Source organism: Stappia sp. G46H5W, from assembly GCF_058448995.1.
On the sequence record NZ_JBZFLL010000006.1, the window covers coordinates 347260 to 363651 of the forward strand.

Here is a 16392-nt window from a genome sequence, read left to right on the forward strand (position 1 = left end):
ATATGACGAGACGGAACGCGTGTGTTCCGGCCGGATGCCGTCAGGGTCCGGCGTGTTGGACGCTCCGGTCTGGCCGGTCAGCCGGCGGACGGATCGTTTGGAATTGGGCCGCTTTGCAAAAGGGCTTGAAGCATATGACGCGTATGTCTGCGTTTTCCTCTCCCCTGCTTCTGGGTTTCGAGGATCTGGAACGGATGCTCGACAGGGTCAGCAAGGGCGCGAATGACGGCTACCCGCCGTACAATATCGAGCGCCTGCCCAAGACCGAGACGCGTGGCGAGATCATCCGCATCACCCTGGCGGTCGCCGGCTTTACCCGGGACCAGCTCGACGTCAGCGTCGAGGAAAGCCAGCTCGTGATCCGCGGACGCCAGGAAGACGACAAGACGCGGCAGTTTCTGCATCGCGGCATCGCGGCCCGACAGTTCCAAAGGGCCTTCGTTCTTGCCGAAGGGATCGAGATCCTGGGCGCGGAACTGAAGGACGGCCTGCTTTCCATCGATCTCATCCGCCCGGAACCCGAGCGTATCGTGCGCCGCATCGAGATCGACGCGCGGGACTGACCCCGCAACCGATCCCGACGATGCACGGACCGGAGCGGTGGTGCGGCGCATTGCCGGCCACGCGAAAGGAGCGATGCCATGACGTGTGACGAACAGACTTTCACCATGAAGCCCGGCGAATTCCAGGCTCTCGGCACGGGGGAGATCGCCTATGTGAAGGCGATGACCTCCGACGACCTGACCACGCTGTTTCCGCAGGCGCCGCGCATGCGCCCGGGGCTGAACCTGTGGGTTCTGCTCAACGCGGACGGAACGCCGATCATGCTGTCCGACAGCCGCGAGACGGCGCTGGCCAATGCGGCCGAGCACCAGCTCCACACGGTGGCGCTGCACTGACGAGGGGCGCATCCCGGATCTTCCGATCCCATCCCTCAACGACATGAAAAGGCCCCGGCTCCATCGCGGAACCGGGGCCTTTTTCATGTCCGGGCGTCAGCTGCGCGCTCCTGGCCCTCAGGCCGCGTTGGAGGCGACCGGCTGGGTCAGGATGGAATAGAGCGCGTCGGCATCGCTGGTGGCGCGCAGCTTGGCGACCGTACCGGGGTCGCGCATGCGCCGGGCGATGCGGGCGAGTGCCTTGAGGTGATCTGCGCCGGCACCTTCCGGCGCGAGCAGGACGAACACAAGATCGACCGGCTGGTCGTCCAGCGCATCGAAATCGATGGGACGCTCCAGACGGGCAAACAGGCCGACAAGCTTGTCCAGGCGGACGAGCTTGCCATGGGGAATGGCGATGCCGTTGCCCACCCCGGTGGAACCGAGGCGTTCGCGCTGCAACAGCGTATCGAAGACATCCCGTTCGGGCAGGCCGGTGACGGCCGCGGCCTTGGCGGCGAGTTCCTGGAGCGCTTGCTTCTTGCTGTTCGCTTTCAGGCTCGGAACGATCGCTTTCGATGTGATGAGATCGTTGAGATCCATAAGGCGACTCTTGGTTCGAGAAACGGAAAGCAACCGGCGCGCCGCCGCATCCCGCTGAGGGGATGCGGCGGGCCGGATTGCGTTGATGGTCTATCGGGCTGCGTTGTCCGGGTCGATCCACCCGTAATTGCCGTCCTTGCGGCGGTAGACGACGTTCACCGTCCCGCTGCCGGCATTGCGGAACACCACCACGGGTGCTTCCGCCAGATCGAGCTGCATCACCGCCATGCCGACGGTCATGGTCTTCACCTTGGCGGCGGTCTCTGCGATCACCAGCGGGGTGAAGTCGGCCGGGACCTCTTCGTCCTCCTCAACGGAAGCAAGGACATAGGAGGTCGCCTCGAACACCTCGCGCCCGTTGGCCGCGCCATTGGCGTGATGATCCTTGAGCTTGCGCTTGTAGCGGCGCAGGCGCTTTTCGATCCGCTCTGCGGCGGCATCGAAGCTTTGGCGCGGGTCCTGGCTGTCGCCCGACACCTGCAGGTCAATGCCGGTGTCGAGGTGGAGGAGGCATTCGGAGCGGAAACCGGATCCTTCGCGCCCGACCGTCACGTGGCCGGTATAGCCGCCGTCGAAATATTTCGAGATGGCTTCAGCGACGCGATCCTCGATATGCGTCCGCAAAGCATCGCCGACATCGACGTTCTTTCCCGATATCCGCAGTGTCATGAGAACCTCTTCTTGTTTTGGTCGTACCGACCCATGCCTGATTATGGCGTGATTCCCGCCAGTTTCATCATGGGCGACCCCACTGTGACAAACCGGGCTCCGAATTGATATCCGCAACCCGACCTATTGCATCCCGGTTCGGGGTCTTGCCTGCAGCACGGCGCCTTCCGGCGGTTCGTCTGCCGGCCGCCTCTCGCGCCCGGATCGCGTCCAAGACGCTGTCCTTGCGCGCGATACGACCATGCGGGCCGTTTCCGGCACGCATGAGCGCGGGTCTATAAGCGTGCGGCTGCGTGAAGTCAAATGGAGTCCGGCTCACGGCATTGCGGCAGTGGCCGGCCCGGAGGCCGATGGCCTCACCAAGTGCCTGAAGAAACAAGGGTTTCATTGCCACCCTGCCTTTCCCTGCCGCCCCGGCCCGACGCCGCGGCTGCGGCGTGCGCGCTGGATTCAGCCCCTGCCTGCCTTCTTCTCCCTCCGTCTCTGGACGGAGGAGGCGATGCGCAGGGACTCCCGGTATTTTGCAACCGTTCTGCGGGCAATGTCGATCCCCTCGTCCTTCAACATTTTGACGATCGTGTCATCGGAGAGGATGTCGTCGGGGTTTTCCGCGTCGATCAGCACCTTGATGCGGTGCCGCACCGCTTCGGCGGAATGGGCATCGCCTCCGCCGGCGGAGGCGATGGCGGCGGAAAAGAAGTATTTCAGCTCGAAGATGCCGCGCGGCGTTGCCATGTACTTGTTCGAGGTCACCCGGCTGACGGTGGACTCGTGCATCGAGATCGCCTCGGCGATGGTCCGCAGGTTCAGCGGCCGCAGATGCTGGACGCCGTGCACCAGGAAGGCGTCCTGCTGGCGGACGATCTCGCTCGCCACCTTCAGGATCGTGCGCGCCCGCTGGTCGAGGCTCTTGGCCAGCCAGTTGGCGGTCTGCAGGCATTCGGTGAGGAAGGTCTTTTCCGCCTCGTCGCGCGCCTGCCGGCTGATATGGGCGTAATAGGTCTGGTTGACCAGCACCTTGGGCAAGGTGTCGGTGTTCAGCTCCACCGACCAGCCGCCGTCGCGCGCCCGGCGCACGATCACGTCCGGCACCACCGGCTGGATCAGCGTTTCGCCGAAGGAGCTGCCCGGCTTGGGGTCGAGCGCCTTCAGTTCGGCGATCATCTCCTTCAGGTCCTCGTCGTCGACGCCGCAGACCTGGCGCAGCGCCGCATGGTCGTGGCGCGCCAGCAGGTCGATGTTCTCGATCAGCTTTTCCATCGCCGGGTCGAAGCGGTTCTTCTCGATCAGCTGCAGCTTGAGGCATTCGGCGAGCGAGCGGGCGAAGACCCCGGTGGGCTCCAGCGTCTGCAGCACGGTCAGGATGCCGTCGAGCCGTGCCCGCTCGATGCCCATCTTCTCGGCCGTGTCATCGAGGTCGAGGCGCAGGTAGCCGGCGTCGTCCAGGTTGTCGATCAGCACCTGGGCGACGAGACGCTCCACCGGATCGGCGATGGCCAGCACCATCTGGTCGCCGAGATGCTGCTGCAGCGACACGTCGGAGGCGACGAAGGCCTCCAGATTGTAATCCTCCGAGGCGCCGCCCGAGCCGGTGCGTGTCGTCAAGCCGGTCTGCCAGGGGTCGCGCTGCTGCGCGTCGCCCGCACCCGCCTCCGCCCGGCCGGTGCCGGGATCGTCGGGATAGATGTTGCTGAGATCGGTGTCGAGGCGCTGGGCGATGTCGCGGGAACTGTCGGACAGCTCCGAGCTCAGCCAGACGTCGCCATCGCCCTCGCCGCTGCCCTCGTTGCCGCCCTCGTTGCCGGAAGAGGGGGCCTCGCCCGCCTCGCGTTCGCCCGCTCCCTCGCTGCTGCCTTCGCCCTCGCCGGGGCCGCCCTCGCCGTCGGCGCGCTCCAGCAGCGGGTTGCGCTCCATTTCCGCTTCGACATAGCTCGTCAGGTCGAGCGACGACATCTGCAGCAGCTTGATCGCCTGCATCAGCTGCGGCGTCATGATCAGGGTCTGGCCCTGGCGGATCTCGAGCTTCGGCGATAGCGCCATGAAGGCTCCCGGACTGCTGCGGGGCGTTTCGATGCAAAGGTCTGCGGCCGTTCCAGGCGCGCGCCTGCACGGTTGCAGCGGCGGACATGCCCCCGTCCGCCGGCTCCCCGGATCCTGCCTGCCGCGCGCGCGATGTCTGCCGCGCATGCGGGCACGCGTCGCACCTGCCCCCGGTGCGATTGGTCCGCTTCTTGCTTTGTAGCCTAAGGGAGTTTTCGCATCAAAGCGTAAACTGCTCGCCGAGATAGAGCCGGCGCACGTCCGGGTTGGCGACGATCTCGAAGGGCGAGCCTTCCGTCAGCACTTCGCCGGCCGCGATGATATAGGCCCGGTCGATGAGGCCGAGCGTCTCGCGCACGTTGTGATCGGTGATCAGGACGCCGATGCCGCGATGGGTGAGATGGCGCACCAGCTGCTGGATGTCGCCGACGGCGATCGGGTCGATGCCGGCAAAGGGCTCGTCGAGCAGCATGAAGGTCGGGCGGCTCGCCAGCGCCCGGGCGATCTCGACGCGCCGCCGCTCGCCGCCCGAAAGGGCGATGGCGGGAGAGTCGCGCAGATGCGTGACGCCGAATTCCTCCAGCAGCGACTCCAGATCGTGCTGGCGCTGCTTGCGGTCCGGCTCCACCACTTCCAGCACGGCGCGGATGTTGTCCTCCACCGAGAGGCCGCGGAAGATCGAGGCCTCCTGCGGCAGATAGCCGATGCCGAGCCGCGCACGCCGATACATCGGCAAACGGGTGATGTCGAAGCCGTCGAGGCGGATGGTGCCGTGGTCGGGCTGGATCAGCCCGGTGATCATGTAGAAGCAGGTGGTCTTGCCCGCGCCGTTGGGGCCGAGCAGGCCGACCGCCTCGCCGCGCTGGACCATCAGGCTGACATGGCGAACCACCTGGCGCCGCTTGTAGCTCTTGCCGATGCCGTCGACGACGAGCAGCCCGTCCTCGCTCGCCGGATCGTACGGCTGTGCGGCCTCGTCGGTCCGGTCCTGCGTGCCCTGGCGGAAGATGGAGAGGATTTTCAAGGGGTCGGTCCAGGTCTGCGTGGCGCGGGCCCTCGCGGACCGCCTCGTCATTCTCGTCTTGCTGCTGCCTATTTGCATGAAAGGCGGCCGCCGTTCAATCCGCTGCGCGGCCGAGGCCCCGCACGAACGGCCGGCGGCGCGCCCGCCCGCGTCAGTTCTGCGGCGTGGTCTCGCGCAGCGAGTTCGGCTGGATCAGCACCTTGACCCGGCCCGTGTTCTTCGCTTCCAGGTCCGCCTTGCCGGTCTTCAGGTTGACCGTCAGCTTGTTGCCGACCACCACGTTCGGCCCCTGCGACAGCACCACCTCGCCGCCGGTCATCACCATCAGCTGCCGGTTCATGTCGAAGGTGGCGCGCTCGCCGGTCGCCGTCTGGTCCTTGGAGGAAATGTAGACGCGCCCGCTCGCCTCCAGCTTGGAGATGCGCTGGTTGACGCCGCCGGCGGCGGAGCCGTCGTAATGCACGACCAGGCGCTGGGTCTTCAGCATCGCATCGCCCTGGGTGACGACCACATCGCCGCTGAACACCGCGCTCTGGCTCTTGTCCTGCACCTGCAGCTCGCGCGCCTCGATCTGGATCGGTTCGCGTTCGTTGGAGCCGAAGCCGGCGAAGGCGTCGGAAAAGGTCTGCGCCCCGGCGCTGCCGGCGGCGAGCGCGAGGCCGAGAAGGGCGGCCCCCGCTGCGGCCGCGAGGCGGGCGGAAAGGGCGGGCAGGCTGTGCCGCGATGGGATCATGGAGCTTTCTCCGCGTTCGGCGGCATCACCGTCATGGAGATGCCGTCGGTGAAGGTCAGTGTACCCGCGTCCTGGTCGAAACGCATCCGTCCGGCGGTCAGCGAGCCGAAGGAGGAGGTGAGCAGCGTCTTTTCCTCGCTGCGCAGATGGCCGGTCTTCAGGTTGGCGTCGAGCGTGCCGAACCGTGCCGTCTCGCCGCCATTGGTGGTGACATCGACGCCATCGGCGAGCCTCAAGGTTTCCTCGAAGCTGTTATACGTGCCGCGTGCGGCGACAATGCGGACCTGCTGGTCGGCCGACAGGCGCAGGTCGGCGACGATCCGTTCCAGGTCGATGATGCGCGGGTCGCTGATGCGCTGGATCGCCCGGCTCGCCGACACCTTGTAGGAGCGTTCGCCGTCGTGGCCCGACAGTTCGGGACTGTCCATCACCAGGCCGTCGGCGGTGATGGTCACGGCGCCGAAGCCGAGGCCGGAGAGATAGTTGCTGACGGCGATCATCGCGACGATGGCCAGCATCAGCAGGACGCCGAGCCCGGGCACCAGCACGCGCAGGCCGCGCACGTGGCGGCTGTGCCGGCGCGACGCCTTGCGCGCGGCATCGCGGCGGGCTGCCTCGCGTGCGGGATCGTACGCGCCCGCATCTTCGGGCCCGCCGAGATCCTGCCCGTCGAAGGCGGGCTGCAGTCTGTAGGCCTCCTGGTCCAAGCCGTATCCGTCCGTCGGTCCTGTCAGCGCCTGTCTGCCATTCGGGCAAATCCGGCAGGGGGCGCCCGTCGCCCCGTGCCTGTGGTCCTGCCCCTATATAGGCACGCCCGTGCGTGCTGTCTTCCTTCCCCGGAGCGGCGCGGCTGTCGTCCGTTCCTCGCGGGCCGCCGGGGGCGGCCTCAGCTGTGGGCGAAGATGTCCGTATCGTCCCAGCCGGAGAGATCGAGCGCGGCGCGGGTCGGCAGGAACCGGAAGCAGGCCTCGGCGATCTGCGTGCGGCCCTCGCGCTCCAGCCGCTCGGCCAGCTTGTCCTTCAGCGCGTGCAGGTAGAGCACGTCGGAGGCGGCATAGGCGAGCTGCGCGTCGGTCAGGGTCTCTGCGGCCCAGTCGGAGCTCTGCTGCTGCTTGGAGATCTCCACGCCGATCAGCTCGCGGGCGAGATCCTTCAGCCCGTGCCGGTCGGTATAGGTGCGCACCAGCCGCGAGGCGATCTTGGTGCACCAGACCGGCGCGCAGTCGATGCCGAGCCCGTGCGACAGCACGGCGACGTCGAAGCGGGCGAAGTGGAACAGCTTGGTCTTGGCGGGATCGCCCAGGAGCTTTGCGAGATTCGGTGCGCTGGTCTGGCCGCTGGCGATCTGCACCACGTCGGCGCTGCCGTCTCCGGCCGAGAGCTGCACCACGCAAAGCCGGTCGCGATGCGGCTTGAGGCCGAGCGTCTCGGTGTCGATCGCCACGGCGCTGGCGGTCCGGTAGGCGGCCATTTCGGGCGAAGCGAGGTCGGGCAGGTCGCCGCGATGCAGGCGGATGGTCATGAAAAGGTGCCTCCGGGCGGGATGCGTGTTCAGTGCCTTGTCGAAAGTGACGCTCTTGATATCGGCGTTTTTCGGCCGCGTCCATCATGCGAGAGGCGATGCCGGCAGCGGTTTTGCGGCGGAAACGCACGCAGTATGACACCGCGTCTGCAAGGTCGGGCATCGCAAGGCCCGCCAAAACGAAAAAAGGCCCGGCGAACCGGACCTTTCTCGTGTGCCTCGGACCTATTGGCATGTCCGAGACGAATTTGGTGCCCAGGAGAGGACTCGAACCTCCACGCCCTTGCGAGCGCTAGCACCTGAAGCTAGTGCGTCTACCAATTCCGCCACCTGGGCTGTGAGGCGGGCTTGTAAGGAACGCTTGCGGGCTTGTCAACGGGGGTTTTTGAAACCGCCTGCGTATGTGCAAAACCGGCCTTCACAGACGCCGGTGCAAGGGCTATTGAGACCGGGCAGGCGGGATTTCCGGCTTCCTACGGTCAGGCGCCGCGAATCGGCGCCGCGTTGGCAGGACGAGTCCCGCCCTGAGAGATTCGCAATCCGGCGGCGTGACGGGTGGCGCCGGCAGCGGCGACCCGGGGCACCACCCGCCGACATCCGGGGCCTGCGCCCCATGAAGCACGAATGGTCACAGAGGGAGCGACGGTCATGTCCGCGGCATCTGGTTCGAAGGCCCTGAACGGCAAGCTCGTCACCGTGTTCGGCGGGTCCGGCTTCATCGGCCGCCATGTGGTCCGGGCGCTGGCCCGGCGCGGCTACCGCGTTCGCGTCGCGGTGCGCCGCCCCGATCTTGCCGAACACGTGCAGCCGCTCGGCGCCGTCGGCCAGATCATGCCGGTGCAGGCCAACCTGCGTCATCGCTGGTCGGTCGACCGGGCGGTGGTCGGCTCCGATGCGGTGGTCAATCTCGTCGGCATTCTCTTTGAGGCCGGCGCCCAGACCTTCGACGCGGTGCAGTCCTTCGGCCCGCGTGCGGTCGCCGAGGCGGCGCGCGCTGCCGGCATCGACCGGGTGGTGCATCTGTCGGCCATCGGCGCCGATGCCGATTCGCCCGCGGCCTATGCCCGTTCCAAGGCGGCCGGCGAGCAGGCGGTGCTGGAGACCGCGCCGCAGGCGGTGATCCTGCGCCCCTCCATCGTTTTCGGCCCGGAGGACGATTTCTTCAACCGCTTCGCCTCCATGGCGCGCATGTCGCCGGTGCTGCCGCTGATCGGCGGCGGCGTCACGAAGTTCCAGCCGGTCTTCGTCGGCGACGTTGCCGAGATGGTGGCGCGCGCGGTCGACGGCGAGCTGGCGCCGGGCACGGTCTATGAGCTCGGCGGGCCGGAAGTGCTCTCCTTCCGCGAGTGCCTCGAGACCATGCTCAAGGTGATTCGCCGCAAGCGGGTGCTGGTGCCGCTGCCTTTCGGCGTGGCCCGCATCCAGGCACGCTTCCTGCAGCTGCTGCCCAAGCCGCTGCTCACGGTCGATCAGGTCGAGATGCTGAAGGTCGACAACGTGGTCTCGGAGAAGGCCGAAGCCGAAGGGCGCACGCTCAAGGCGCTCGGCGTCGAGCCGCGCACCCTTGCCGCGATCCTGCCGACCTATCTGGAGCGCTTCCGCGAGCACGGCCAGTACGACGCCAACCGCATGACGGCCGGCCCCGAGGTCTGATCGCCGTTTCATTGACGCGAAATGCTCGCGAGCCGGAGCGGTTGATCGCCGCTCCGGCTCGTTGTCTTTCCGCTGAAGCCCGCATCAGTCGAGCCCGTGCCGCCACAGGCCGAAATCCGAGCCGAGCCGGCGGATACGCTGCCGCTCGCGGCGGCTCAGCCCGTCATCCGGCTCGTAGCCGAAATAGCCGCGCGACAGGCCGATATCGCGCAGTCCCGCCTCGTCCAGCCGCTCCAGCGCGGCCTGCGTGCGGCGCACCGAGCGCCAGCGCCGCCAGCGGGCGGCGAGGGCCCGTGCCGCCCGCGCCAGCAGCAGTGCCGGCAGGAAGCGCGGGGGCGTGGGAAAGTCGTACGGGTCGGGCGCCCTGCGCCCGTTCTTCGGTGCTGTATTGCGGGCGGGGCAGGTCTCGACCGAAGCGGTCCTGATGGCCCCCGTCTTGATGGCCCCCGTCCTGTTCACGCGCATGTCGGTCATGGCTGGCTCTCCTGTTGCCTGGCCGCGTTTCCCGTGAGGCCCGGTGAGGGCGCTGCGTTGTGGAAAGCGGCGATGCGAAGCAGGATGACGGGTGATACCTGACACCAGCGCGTCAGGTATGTTCCGGCCTTGTGATGGCAGGTGATTTTTTCGGCCCCTGAGGCGGCCGAACCTTCGGGAGAAGAGAGCGATGAACGCCATCGAACGGGCGCTCGGCATCCTGTTGCTGCTGACCGGCGGCCAGCGCAGCGCGGCCGAGCTGGCGGAGCGATTCGACGTGTCCGTGCGCACCATCTACCGCGATGTCGACCGGCTGCTGGCGCTGGGCATTCCGGTGGAGGCCGAGCGCGGGGCGGAGGGCGGCTACCGGCTGGCGCGCGACTATCTGCAGCCGCCGGTGGCGCTGACCCGCGGCGAGACGGCGGCCCTGCTGGTGGCGCTGGCCCTGGTGCGCGGCCTGCGCGCGACGCCGCTCCTGTCGGAGCTGGATGCGGCCGAGGCGAAGCTGCTGGCCTCCCTGCCACGTGCCGCGCGCGAGCTCTTCGGACAAGGGGAGCGCATCGTCGGCATCGAGTGCCCGCCCGCCGACATCTTCCATCCCGAGCCGGACGGGGTCGGCGATGGCGACACCCAGCTTGCCGTCGATCGTTTCATGCAGGGGCTTCTCGCCTCAAAGCGCGTGCGTCTGACCCACGAGAACCCCTATCGCGGCCGCAGCGTCGACTACGACATGGAGCCGCACGGCATCCTGTTCGACCGCGACCGCTGGTACCTGTTCGGCCACGATGTCGACCTGGGCTCGGAGCGGCTGATTCGTGCCGACCGGGTGCGGCAGATCGAGGTTTCCGGTTTCGCCTTCCGACCGCGTGCCGCGCTCTCGGTGCAGAGCCAGATCGGCCGCGCCTGGCTGTCGCGCGCCATGCGCCGCTGGGAGGGCGAGGGGCGGGTCAGCCGGCTTCTCGTCACGCGCGAGCAGGCCGAGCGCCTGCAGCGCGACTGGTACTACCGCCACGCGATCTTCGGCATGCAGGACGGGGAGGGTGCGGGACGCGGTCTTCTGGAGGTGCGCATCCCCAGCACCGATGCCGAGGTGATCCTGCCGCTGGTGCGCTGGCTCGGGCCGGGGGCGCGCCTGCTTGCCCCGGACGAGCTGCGCCGCCGGCTCGCGCGGGAGCTGGCGGCGATGGCGGCGGAGGCCTCAGCCGAAGAGATATAGGCCGGCGAAACCGGCAAGGCCGACGCCGATGCGCCACCAGGCGAAGGGCGCGAAACCGTGCCGGCTGACGAAGTCGAGCAGGCCGCGCACCACGAAGACGGCGGTGACGAAGGCCGCGACGAAACCGACGGCGATGATGGTCACGTCGTCGACCGACAGGATGTTGCGGTTCTTGAAGAGATCGTAGGCGAAGGCGCCCGCCATGGTCGGCATCGCCAGGAAGAACGAAAACTCCGCCGCAGAGCGCTTGTCCGTGCCCAGCAGCAGCGCGCCGGCGATGGTCGAGCCGGAGCGCGAGACGCCCGGCACCATGGCCAGCGTCTGGAAGAAGCCGATGGCCAGGCACAGCCACAGCGGATAGTTCATCACGTCGTCGTAGCGCGGCGGCCGCTTCATCCGGTCGACGGCCAGCAGCGCGATGCCGCCGAGCACCAGCGTGGTGCAGATCAGCGCCGGCGATTCGAACAGCACTTCCTTGATGAAGCTGTGGGCGAAAACGCCGATCACCGCCGCCGGCAGGAAGGCGAGCAGGATGCCGGCGACGAAGCGCCGCGCCTGCGCCTGGTGCGGCAGCGCCATCGCGATGGTCCACAGGCGGTGGAAATAGACGGACAGGATGGCCAGAATGGCGCCGAGCTGGATCAGCACCTCGAAGGTCTTGCCGGTGCTCTCGAATCCGATGAAATGTCCGAGCAGCAGGATGTGTCCGGTGGAGGACACGGGAATGAACTCGGTCAGGCCCTCGACGAGGCCGAGGATCAGCGCTCCGACGAGCGTCTCCGATTGCATGGGCTGGACTCTCCGGTTCCTTGCGGGGGTTCCTTGCGGGAATTGCCGCGTTGTACGACGGCGTGGTGCGGCGTATACGGGGCCCCTGGCAACGGTGCTGCCCGCTCTGCACCGTTTGATTAACCGTAACCGGTTACGATCCTCTTATGCTGACGCTGTATCGCCATCCGTTCTCGCCCCAGTCGCGTTTCGTCCAGCTTGTGCTGGCCGAATACGGCGCAAAGGTGGAGTTCGTCACCGAGCGCCCCTGGGAGCGCCGCCGCGAGTTCCTGATGCTCAATCCGGCCGGGTCCCTGCCGGTGCTGCGGGAAAACGACGGCCCGCCCGTGTGCGGGGCCTTCGCCATCATGGAATATCTCGACGAGACGCGCGGCTATGCGGTCGGCGACCGCCGGCTGATGCCCGACCATCCGGATGCGCGGGCCGAGACCCGGCGGCTGGTCGACTGGGCGGTCAACAAGCTCGACAACGAGGTGATCGGCCCCTTCGTGCGCGAGCGCATCTACAAGCAGGACATGCCGTCCTCGCAGGGCGGGGGATCGCCGGATTCGGCCATCCTGCGCGCTGCGCGCTCCAATATCGGCCACCATCTGCGCTATTTCGGCTATCTTGCCGCCTCGCGCAACTGGCTGGCGGGCGAGCGCCTGTCCTTCGCCGACTTCGCCGTGGCGGCGGAGCTGTCCTGCGCCGACTATATGGGTGAGGTGCCATGGGCGGAGGAGGAAAACGTCAAGGCATGGTACGCGCGGATGAAGTCGCGTCCGAGCTTCCGTCCGCTGCTGGCGGAGAAGATGCTGGGCATGCCGCCGGCGCCGGTCTACGCCGACCTGGACTTCTGAGCCCGCAGCAGGCGGCCCGGCTGAAGGCCTCGCTCTCCGAAAAGGCGCGGGCGCTCGGCTTTGACGACATGCGCGTCGCCCTCGCCGATGCACCGCCCCGGACCTCCGAAAACCTCGCAAGGTTCATCACCGAGGGCCATCATGGCTCGATGGAGTGGATGGCCGAGACGGCGGAGCGCCGCGCGGCGCCGCAGGCTCTGTGGCCGGATGCGCGCCGGGTGATCAGCCTGGCCCTGTCCTACGCGCCGGATGACGATCCCCTGGCGACGCTCGCCGCGCGCGAGCAGGCGACCATCTCCGTCTATGCCCGCAACCGCGACTATCACGACATCATCAAGGGCCGGCTCAAGGAGCTGGCGCAGCACCTACTGGCGCAGGCCCGGCGCATGGGGCTCGGCGAAGGCGAGGTGAAGGTCTTCGTCGACACCGCCCCGGTGATGGAAAAGCCGCTGGCCCAGCAGGCCGGCCTCGGCTGGCAGGGCAAGCACACCAATCTCGTCTCGCGCCGCCTCGGCTCGTGGTTCTTCCTCGCCGAGATCTTCACCGATCTGGAGCTGCCGGTGGATGAGGCCGAGACCGACCATTGCGGCTCCTGCCGGGCCTGCCTGGAAGTCTGCCCGACGGAAGCGTTCCCTGCGCCTTACCGGCTCGATGCGCGCCGCTGCATCTCCTATCTCACCATCGAGAACAAGGGACCGATCCCGCGCGCCTTCCGCCCCGCCATGGGCAACCGCATCTATGGCTGCGACGACTGCCTTGCCGCCTGTCCCTGGAACAAGTTCGCGGTCGAGGCGCGCGAGGCGCGCCTCGTTGCCCGCGACGAGCTGCGCGCGCCTGCGCTCGCCGACCTTCTGCAGCTGGACGATGCGGCGTTCCGCACCCTCTTTTCCGGCTCGCCGATCAAGCGCATCGGCCGCGACCGCTTCCTGCGCAATGTGCTGGTCGCCGCCGGCAATTCCGGCTCGCCCGCGCTTGTGGCAAGGGTCGAGCCGCTGCTCGCCGACGACAGCCCGCTGGTGCGCGGAGCCGCCGTGTGGGCGGCCTCGCGCCTGCTGCCGCCGGCACGCTTTGCCGCCCTCGCCGCCGCCGCGCTGGCAGGGGAGCAGGACGAGGAGGTGCGCGAGGAATGGCAGGCGGCCCTTGCCGCCGCCGAGGAGGGGGCGGCCGGGCCGGACTGATCTCAGGCCAGCATGTGGCCGCCGTCGACCGGTATCGCCGCTCCGGTCATGAACCTCGAGGCGTCGCTCGCCAGCAGCAGGAACGGCCCGTCGAGATCCTCGTACTGGCCGATGCGGCGCATGGGGACCTGCCGGATCATTGCCTTGCCGGCGTCGGTGTCGAAATAGCCCTGGTTGATTTCCGTCTCGAAATAGCCCGGCTCCAGCGCGTTGACCCGCACGTTCAGCCGCGCGAATTCCAGCGCCAGCGCCCGCGTCATCTGCACGACGCCGGCCTTGGAGACCGCATAGCAGGCGGTACCCATGCTGACCCGCTCGCCCAGGATCGAGGCGATGTTGACGATGTTGCCGGGCGTTTCCGTCTCGCGCCAGTGGCGGGCGGCGGAGATCGCCATCAGCCAGACCCCGCGCAGGTTGACCGACATCACCGCGTCGAAATCCTCCGCCGTCTGGTCGACGGCAAGGCCGGCCCGGGCGATGCCGGCATTATTGACGAGAATGTCGAGCCCGCCGAGCGCCGAGACCGCGCCGGCAAGACAGGCATGGATCGCCGCCCCGTCGCCGACATCGAGCGCCAGCGCCGCCGCCTTCGGTGCGCCGAGCTCGCGCAGCTCGCTCACCAGCGCGTCGAGCCGGTCCTGGCGCCGTGCGGCCACGACGATGGAGGCGCCGGCCCGTGCCGCGACCCGCGCGAAATGGGAGCCGAGCCCGCTCGAGGCGCCGGTGATCAGCATCCGTTTGCCGGACAGGTCCGCTGAAAGTGTCATGGTGTCCCCCGTGAGCATGTTGCGCCGGAGCGGGACGTGCCTCAGGGAAGGCGCCGCTCGGGCTGGATCGCGCGGGGCCGCAAGGGCGCGGCCCGCAGGCGCGGATGCCGGATCATGGCAGGCGGGGGCGCCGGGCGCCATGGCCGATTGGCCGGCGTGCGGGAACACGCTGGCCTGTGCGCATGGCCGAAGGGGGCTTAGCGGGTGAAGGCGGAAAAGGCTTGTACCACGCCTTCGTAGACCGCGCGCTTGAACGGGATGACGAGGCCGGGCAGCTCTTCGGCCCGCTGCCAGCGCCACTCGCTGAATTCCGGCTTGTGGCCGTCCGGGGGTGTCAGGATGTCGATCTCGCTCTCCTCGCCTTCGAAGCGGAAGGCGAACCACTTCTGCGTCTGGCCCTTGTAGCGGGCCTTGTGGCGCAGCGGCACGATGTCGGCGGGATAGTCGTAGGAGAACCACGAGGGCGCCTCCGCGATCAGCGAGATCGAGCGGATCGCCGTCTCCTCGTAGAGCTCGCGGCGGGCGGCCACCAGCGGGTCCTCGCCCGCATCGATGCCGCCCTGGGGCATCTGCCAGCAATAGTCGGGATCGACCCCGCCCTCCGGCGTGCGCTTGCCGGCCCACACCAGGCCGTCGGCATTGAGCAGCATCACGCCCACGCAGGGGCGGTAGTCGGGCAGGGCGGCGGGGCTGAGCACGCGGCAGGTCTCCTGAGGATCGTGGACGGGAGGGAAAGAGGGGATCGGCCGCGGCCGGCAGGGTGCTACTGGCCGGCGCGGTCGATCGAGGCGCTGATCGGGATGAGCTGCAGCCCGCGCTCTTCCAGGTCGCGCGACCATCTCTCCAGCTCGTCGATGGTCACGGGAAGCGCGCTGGCGACGCCGACGGCGATGCCGCGCGCCCGTGCGGTGCCTTCCAGCTGGAGCAGCCGGGCGGTGATGTCCTTGGGCCGCGGCACATCGTCGATGACCAGGTCCGCGTGGGAGTAGGGCGTGCGCAAGCCGTTTGCCGTCGCCCCGGCCACGCTGCGCGAGGACGAACCGTCGTCGACATACATCAGCCCGCGCCGGGTCACCTCTCCCAACAGCTGTTTCAACGAGTTTTCCGAGGCGGTGAAACGGGCGCCCATGTAGTTCATCACGCCGACATAGTTGCTGATCCGGCTGAGCAGCCACGACAGGCGGTCCTGCATCTCGCCCGGCGCGTTGCTGACCAGCAGCGTGTGCGGGCCCGGATCGTTGTCGGGATAGTCGAACGGCTCCATCGGCAGCTGCAGCAGCAGCTCGTGGCCGGCGCGGCGGGCCTGCTGCATCCAGCGGTCGATGCTGGAGCCGTAGGGCGCGAAGGCGAGGGTGATGTCCGGCGGCAGCCGGTCGATCGCCGCCTGGGTGCTGGTCTGCGACAGGCCGAGGCCGCCGACGATGATTGCGATCTTGGGAACGGAGGCGAAGGACTGGCCGACGGGCCGGGCGTAGATGTCGAGCGGCCGCAGCCCGCCCTCCGAGACGGTCGGCAGCTTGCCGTGCGGCCCGCTTTCGCTCACCCGCGCGTCGGGGCGTTCGGACAGTCCCTGTCCGCTGGCCAGCGACGGCATGGCCCGGTCGGTCGCGGGCGCGCTGTCCTGGTTGTCGATGGATTTGGGTTCGAAGCGCGGCCCGAGCGATTCGTCTTCGGCCGCAGCGACCTGGTCGCCGTCCTCGCTCTGGTCGGGCAGGGTCGGGCGGATCTCCACCACGCCGAAATCGCGGGCGGTCAGGCCGTCGAGGGAGCGTTCCAGGGGGATCGACGCGGTGGGCTCGCCGCCGAGCGGGTCGTCGACAACGCCGATCCACACAAGCACGGTCAGGCCCAGCAGGGTGATCATGCCGGCGCCGATCAGCCCGAGCGGCAGATTGAGATATTTCTTCTTGCTCAGCCCGAGGGGAGTCGAGAGGTCATTTCCCGCCATGGTGCCTCATCCGCTTTCAAGACGGGCGGAAGCGGGCTCCCCTCCCCAGGGCGCCCGCA

General features: G+C 68.2%; 18 protein-coding genes and 1 tRNA gene. 6 read left to right on the forward strand and 13 right to left on the reverse strand.

The window, feature by feature from the left end; translation table 11 throughout:
• The first annotated feature begins 134 nt into the window (after positions 1-134).
• Together ACVJ6E_RS19875 and ACVJ6E_RS19880 are read left to right on the forward strand one after the other, a co-directional pair.
• Complete coding sequence (locus ACVJ6E_RS19875; RefSeq protein WP_120270732.1) at positions 135-563, forward strand: Hsp20 family protein; 429 nt, start codon at positions 135-137, stop codon at positions 561-563.
• A 78-nt stretch (positions 564-641) separates the two neighbouring features.
• Positions 642-899 (forward strand): BQ00720 family protein, encoded by a 258-nt coding sequence (locus ACVJ6E_RS19880; protein ID WP_120270455.1) that lies wholly within the window; start codon positions 642-644, stop codon positions 897-899.
• 117 nt (positions 900-1016) lie between these two features.
• Here the strand turns inward: ACVJ6E_RS19880 and ptsN are convergent, their stop codons facing one another.
• The 8 genes from ptsN to ACVJ6E_RS19920 form a co-directional block, all read right to left on the reverse strand.
• Positions 1017-1481, reverse strand: coding sequence for a PTS IIA-like nitrogen regulatory protein PtsN (gene ptsN / locus ACVJ6E_RS19885; RefSeq protein ID WP_067223557.1), 465 nt, complete (start codon positions 1479-1481; stop codon positions 1017-1019).
• Between the two features lie 90 nt (positions 1482-1571).
• On the reverse strand, positions 1572-2150 hold the full coding sequence (gene hpf, locus ACVJ6E_RS19890; protein WP_120270453.1) for a ribosome hibernation-promoting factor, HPF/YfiA family: 579 nt from the start codon (positions 2148-2150) through the stop codon (positions 1572-1574).
• A gap of 450 nt (positions 2151-2600) precedes the next feature.
• Positions 2601-4190, reverse strand: coding sequence for an RNA polymerase factor sigma-54 (rpoN, locus tag ACVJ6E_RS19895; protein ID WP_120270451.1), 1590 nt, complete (start codon positions 4188-4190; stop codon positions 2601-2603).
• Positions 4191-4410: 220 nt separating this feature from the next.
• Positions 4411-5265 carry an LPS export ABC transporter ATP-binding protein gene (gene lptB, locus ACVJ6E_RS19900; RefSeq protein ID WP_120270449.1) on the reverse strand — a complete coding sequence of 285 codons (855 nt, stop codon included), beginning with the start codon at positions 5263-5265 and terminating at the stop codon, positions 4411-4413.
• Between the two features lie 100 nt (positions 5266-5365).
• Entirely contained in the window at positions 5366-5947 is a 582-nt protein-coding gene (gene lptA, locus ACVJ6E_RS19905) for a lipopolysaccharide transport periplasmic protein LptA (protein ID WP_120270447.1), read from the reverse strand.
• Positions 5944-6654 carry an LPS export ABC transporter periplasmic protein LptC gene (lptC, locus tag ACVJ6E_RS19910; RefSeq protein WP_199681493.1) on the reverse strand — a complete coding sequence of 237 codons (711 nt, stop codon included), beginning with the start codon at positions 6652-6654 and terminating at the stop codon, positions 5944-5946. The genes lptA and lptC overlap by 4 nt, the downstream gene beginning before the upstream one ends.
• Before the next feature lie 179 nt (positions 6655-6833).
• Positions 6834-7469, reverse strand: coding sequence for a ribonuclease D (locus ACVJ6E_RS19915; RefSeq protein ID WP_120270445.1), 636 nt, complete (start codon positions 7467-7469; stop codon positions 6834-6836).
• Positions 7470-7718: 249 nt separating this feature from the next.
• Positions 7719-7805: transfer RNA gene (locus ACVJ6E_RS19920), tRNA-Leu, on the reverse strand.
• Between the two features lie 312 nt (positions 7806-8117).
• Between ACVJ6E_RS19920 and ACVJ6E_RS19925 the strand changes: the two genes are divergently transcribed.
• Positions 8118-9122, forward strand: a complete 1005-nt coding sequence (locus ACVJ6E_RS19925; protein ID WP_185924027.1) for a complex I NDUFA9 subunit family protein — start codon at positions 8118-8120, stop codon at positions 9120-9122.
• A gap of 84 nt (positions 9123-9206) precedes the next feature.
• Here ACVJ6E_RS19925 and ACVJ6E_RS19930 read toward each other — a convergent pair whose 3' ends face one another.
• Positions 9207-9596, reverse strand: a complete 390-nt coding sequence (locus ACVJ6E_RS19930) for a YjiS-like domain-containing protein (protein ID WP_158592747.1) — start codon at positions 9594-9596, stop codon at positions 9207-9209.
• A 190-nt stretch (positions 9597-9786) separates the two neighbouring features.
• Between ACVJ6E_RS19930 and ACVJ6E_RS19935 the strand changes: the two genes are divergently transcribed.
• Positions 9787-10812, forward strand: coding sequence for an HTH domain-containing protein (locus ACVJ6E_RS19935; protein ID WP_120270441.1), 1026 nt, complete (start codon positions 9787-9789; stop codon positions 10810-10812).
• Here ACVJ6E_RS19935 and ACVJ6E_RS19940 read toward each other — a convergent pair.
• Positions 10795-11601, reverse strand: a complete 807-nt coding sequence (locus tag ACVJ6E_RS19940) for an undecaprenyl-diphosphate phosphatase (RefSeq protein ID WP_120270439.1) — start codon at positions 11599-11601, stop codon at positions 10795-10797. The two genes, ACVJ6E_RS19935 and ACVJ6E_RS19940, sit on opposite strands and share 18 nt — an antisense overlap.
• Positions 11602-11747: 146 nt before the next feature.
• On the opposite strand from ACVJ6E_RS19940, the gene ACVJ6E_RS19945 reads away from it, so the two are divergent.
• Both ACVJ6E_RS19945 and queG read left to right on the forward strand, forming a co-directional pair.
• Positions 11748-12440 (forward strand): glutathione S-transferase family protein, encoded by a 693-nt coding sequence (locus ACVJ6E_RS19945; RefSeq protein ID WP_120270437.1) that lies wholly within the window; start codon positions 11748-11750, stop codon positions 12438-12440.
• Positions 12338-13618, forward strand: coding sequence for a tRNA epoxyqueuosine(34) reductase QueG (queG, locus tag ACVJ6E_RS19950; protein ID WP_120270436.1), 1281 nt, complete (start codon positions 12338-12340; stop codon positions 13616-13618). Before ACVJ6E_RS19945 ends, queG begins: the two co-directional genes overlap by 103 nt.
• Positions 13619-13620: 2 nt before the next feature.
• Here queG and ACVJ6E_RS19955 read toward each other — a convergent pair whose 3' ends face one another.
• The 3 genes from ACVJ6E_RS19955 to ACVJ6E_RS19965 form a co-directional block, all read right to left on the reverse strand.
• Entirely contained in the window at positions 13621-14385 is a 765-nt protein-coding gene (locus ACVJ6E_RS19955) for a glucose 1-dehydrogenase (RefSeq protein WP_120270434.1), read from the reverse strand.
• A gap of 197 nt (positions 14386-14582) precedes the next feature.
• Entirely contained in the window at positions 14583-15083 is a 501-nt protein-coding gene (locus ACVJ6E_RS19960; RefSeq protein ID WP_371811338.1) for an RNA pyrophosphohydrolase, read from the reverse strand.
• Between the two features lie 65 nt (positions 15084-15148).
• A complete protein-coding gene (locus ACVJ6E_RS19965) occupies positions 15149-16333 on the reverse strand; it encodes a divergent polysaccharide deacetylase family protein (protein ID WP_199681491.1) in 1185 nt (394 codons plus the stop codon).
• Positions 16334-16392: the final 59 nt, after the last annotated feature.

Excerpts from the sequence above, each read along its gene's own strand:
- ptsN (WP_067223557.1), bottom strand. The coding sequence starts at position 1,481 with ATGGATCTCAACGATCTCATCACATCGAAAGCGATCGTTCCGAGCCTG.
- queG (WP_120270436.1), top strand. The coding sequence starts at position 12,338 with ATGGTACGCGCGGATGAAGTCGCGTCCGAGCTTCCGTCCGCTGCTGGC.
- ACVJ6E_RS19925 (WP_185924027.1), top strand. The coding sequence starts at position 8,118 with ATGTCCGCGGCATCTGGTTCGAAGGCCCTGAACGGCAAGCTCGTCACC.
- ACVJ6E_RS19935 (WP_120270441.1), top strand. The coding sequence starts at position 9,787 with ATGAACGCCATCGAACGGGCGCTCGGCATCCTGTTGCTGCTGACCGGC.
- ACVJ6E_RS19930 (WP_158592747.1), bottom strand. The coding sequence starts at position 9,596 with ATGACCGACATGCGCGTGAACAGGACGGGGGCCATCAAGACGGGGGCC.
- ACVJ6E_RS19940 (WP_120270439.1), bottom strand. The coding sequence starts at position 11,601 with ATGCAATCGGAGACGCTCGTCGGAGCGCTGATCCTCGGCCTCGTCGAG.
- ACVJ6E_RS19965 (WP_199681491.1), bottom strand. The coding sequence starts at position 16,333 with ATGGCGGGAAATGACCTCTCGACTCCCCTCGGGCTGAGCAAGAAGAAA.
- ACVJ6E_RS19915 (WP_120270445.1), bottom strand. The coding sequence starts at position 7,469 with ATGACCATCCGCCTGCATCGCGGCGACCTGCCCGACCTCGCTTCGCCC.
- ACVJ6E_RS19875 (WP_120270732.1), top strand. The coding sequence starts at position 135 with ATGACGCGTATGTCTGCGTTTTCCTCTCCCCTGCTTCTGGGTTTCGAG.
- lptA (WP_120270447.1), bottom strand. The coding sequence starts at position 5,947 with ATGATCCCATCGCGGCACAGCCTGCCCGCCCTTTCCGCCCGCCTCGCG.
- rpoN (WP_120270451.1), bottom strand. The coding sequence starts at position 4,190 with ATGGCGCTATCGCCGAAGCTCGAGATCCGCCAGGGCCAGACCCTGATC.
- ACVJ6E_RS19955 (WP_120270434.1), bottom strand. The coding sequence starts at position 14,385 with ATGACACTTTCAGCGGACCTGTCCGGCAAACGGATGCTGATCACCGGC.
- ACVJ6E_RS19880 (WP_120270455.1), top strand. The coding sequence starts at position 642 with ATGACGTGTGACGAACAGACTTTCACCATGAAGCCCGGCGAATTCCAG.
- hpf (WP_120270453.1), bottom strand. The coding sequence starts at position 2,150 with ATGACACTGCGGATATCGGGAAAGAACGTCGATGTCGGCGATGCTTTG.
- ACVJ6E_RS19945 (WP_120270437.1), top strand. The coding sequence starts at position 11,748 with ATGCTGACGCTGTATCGCCATCCGTTCTCGCCCCAGTCGCGTTTCGTC.
- lptB (WP_120270449.1), bottom strand. The coding sequence starts at position 5,265 with ATGACGAGGCGGTCCGCGAGGGCCCGCGCCACGCAGACCTGGACCGAC.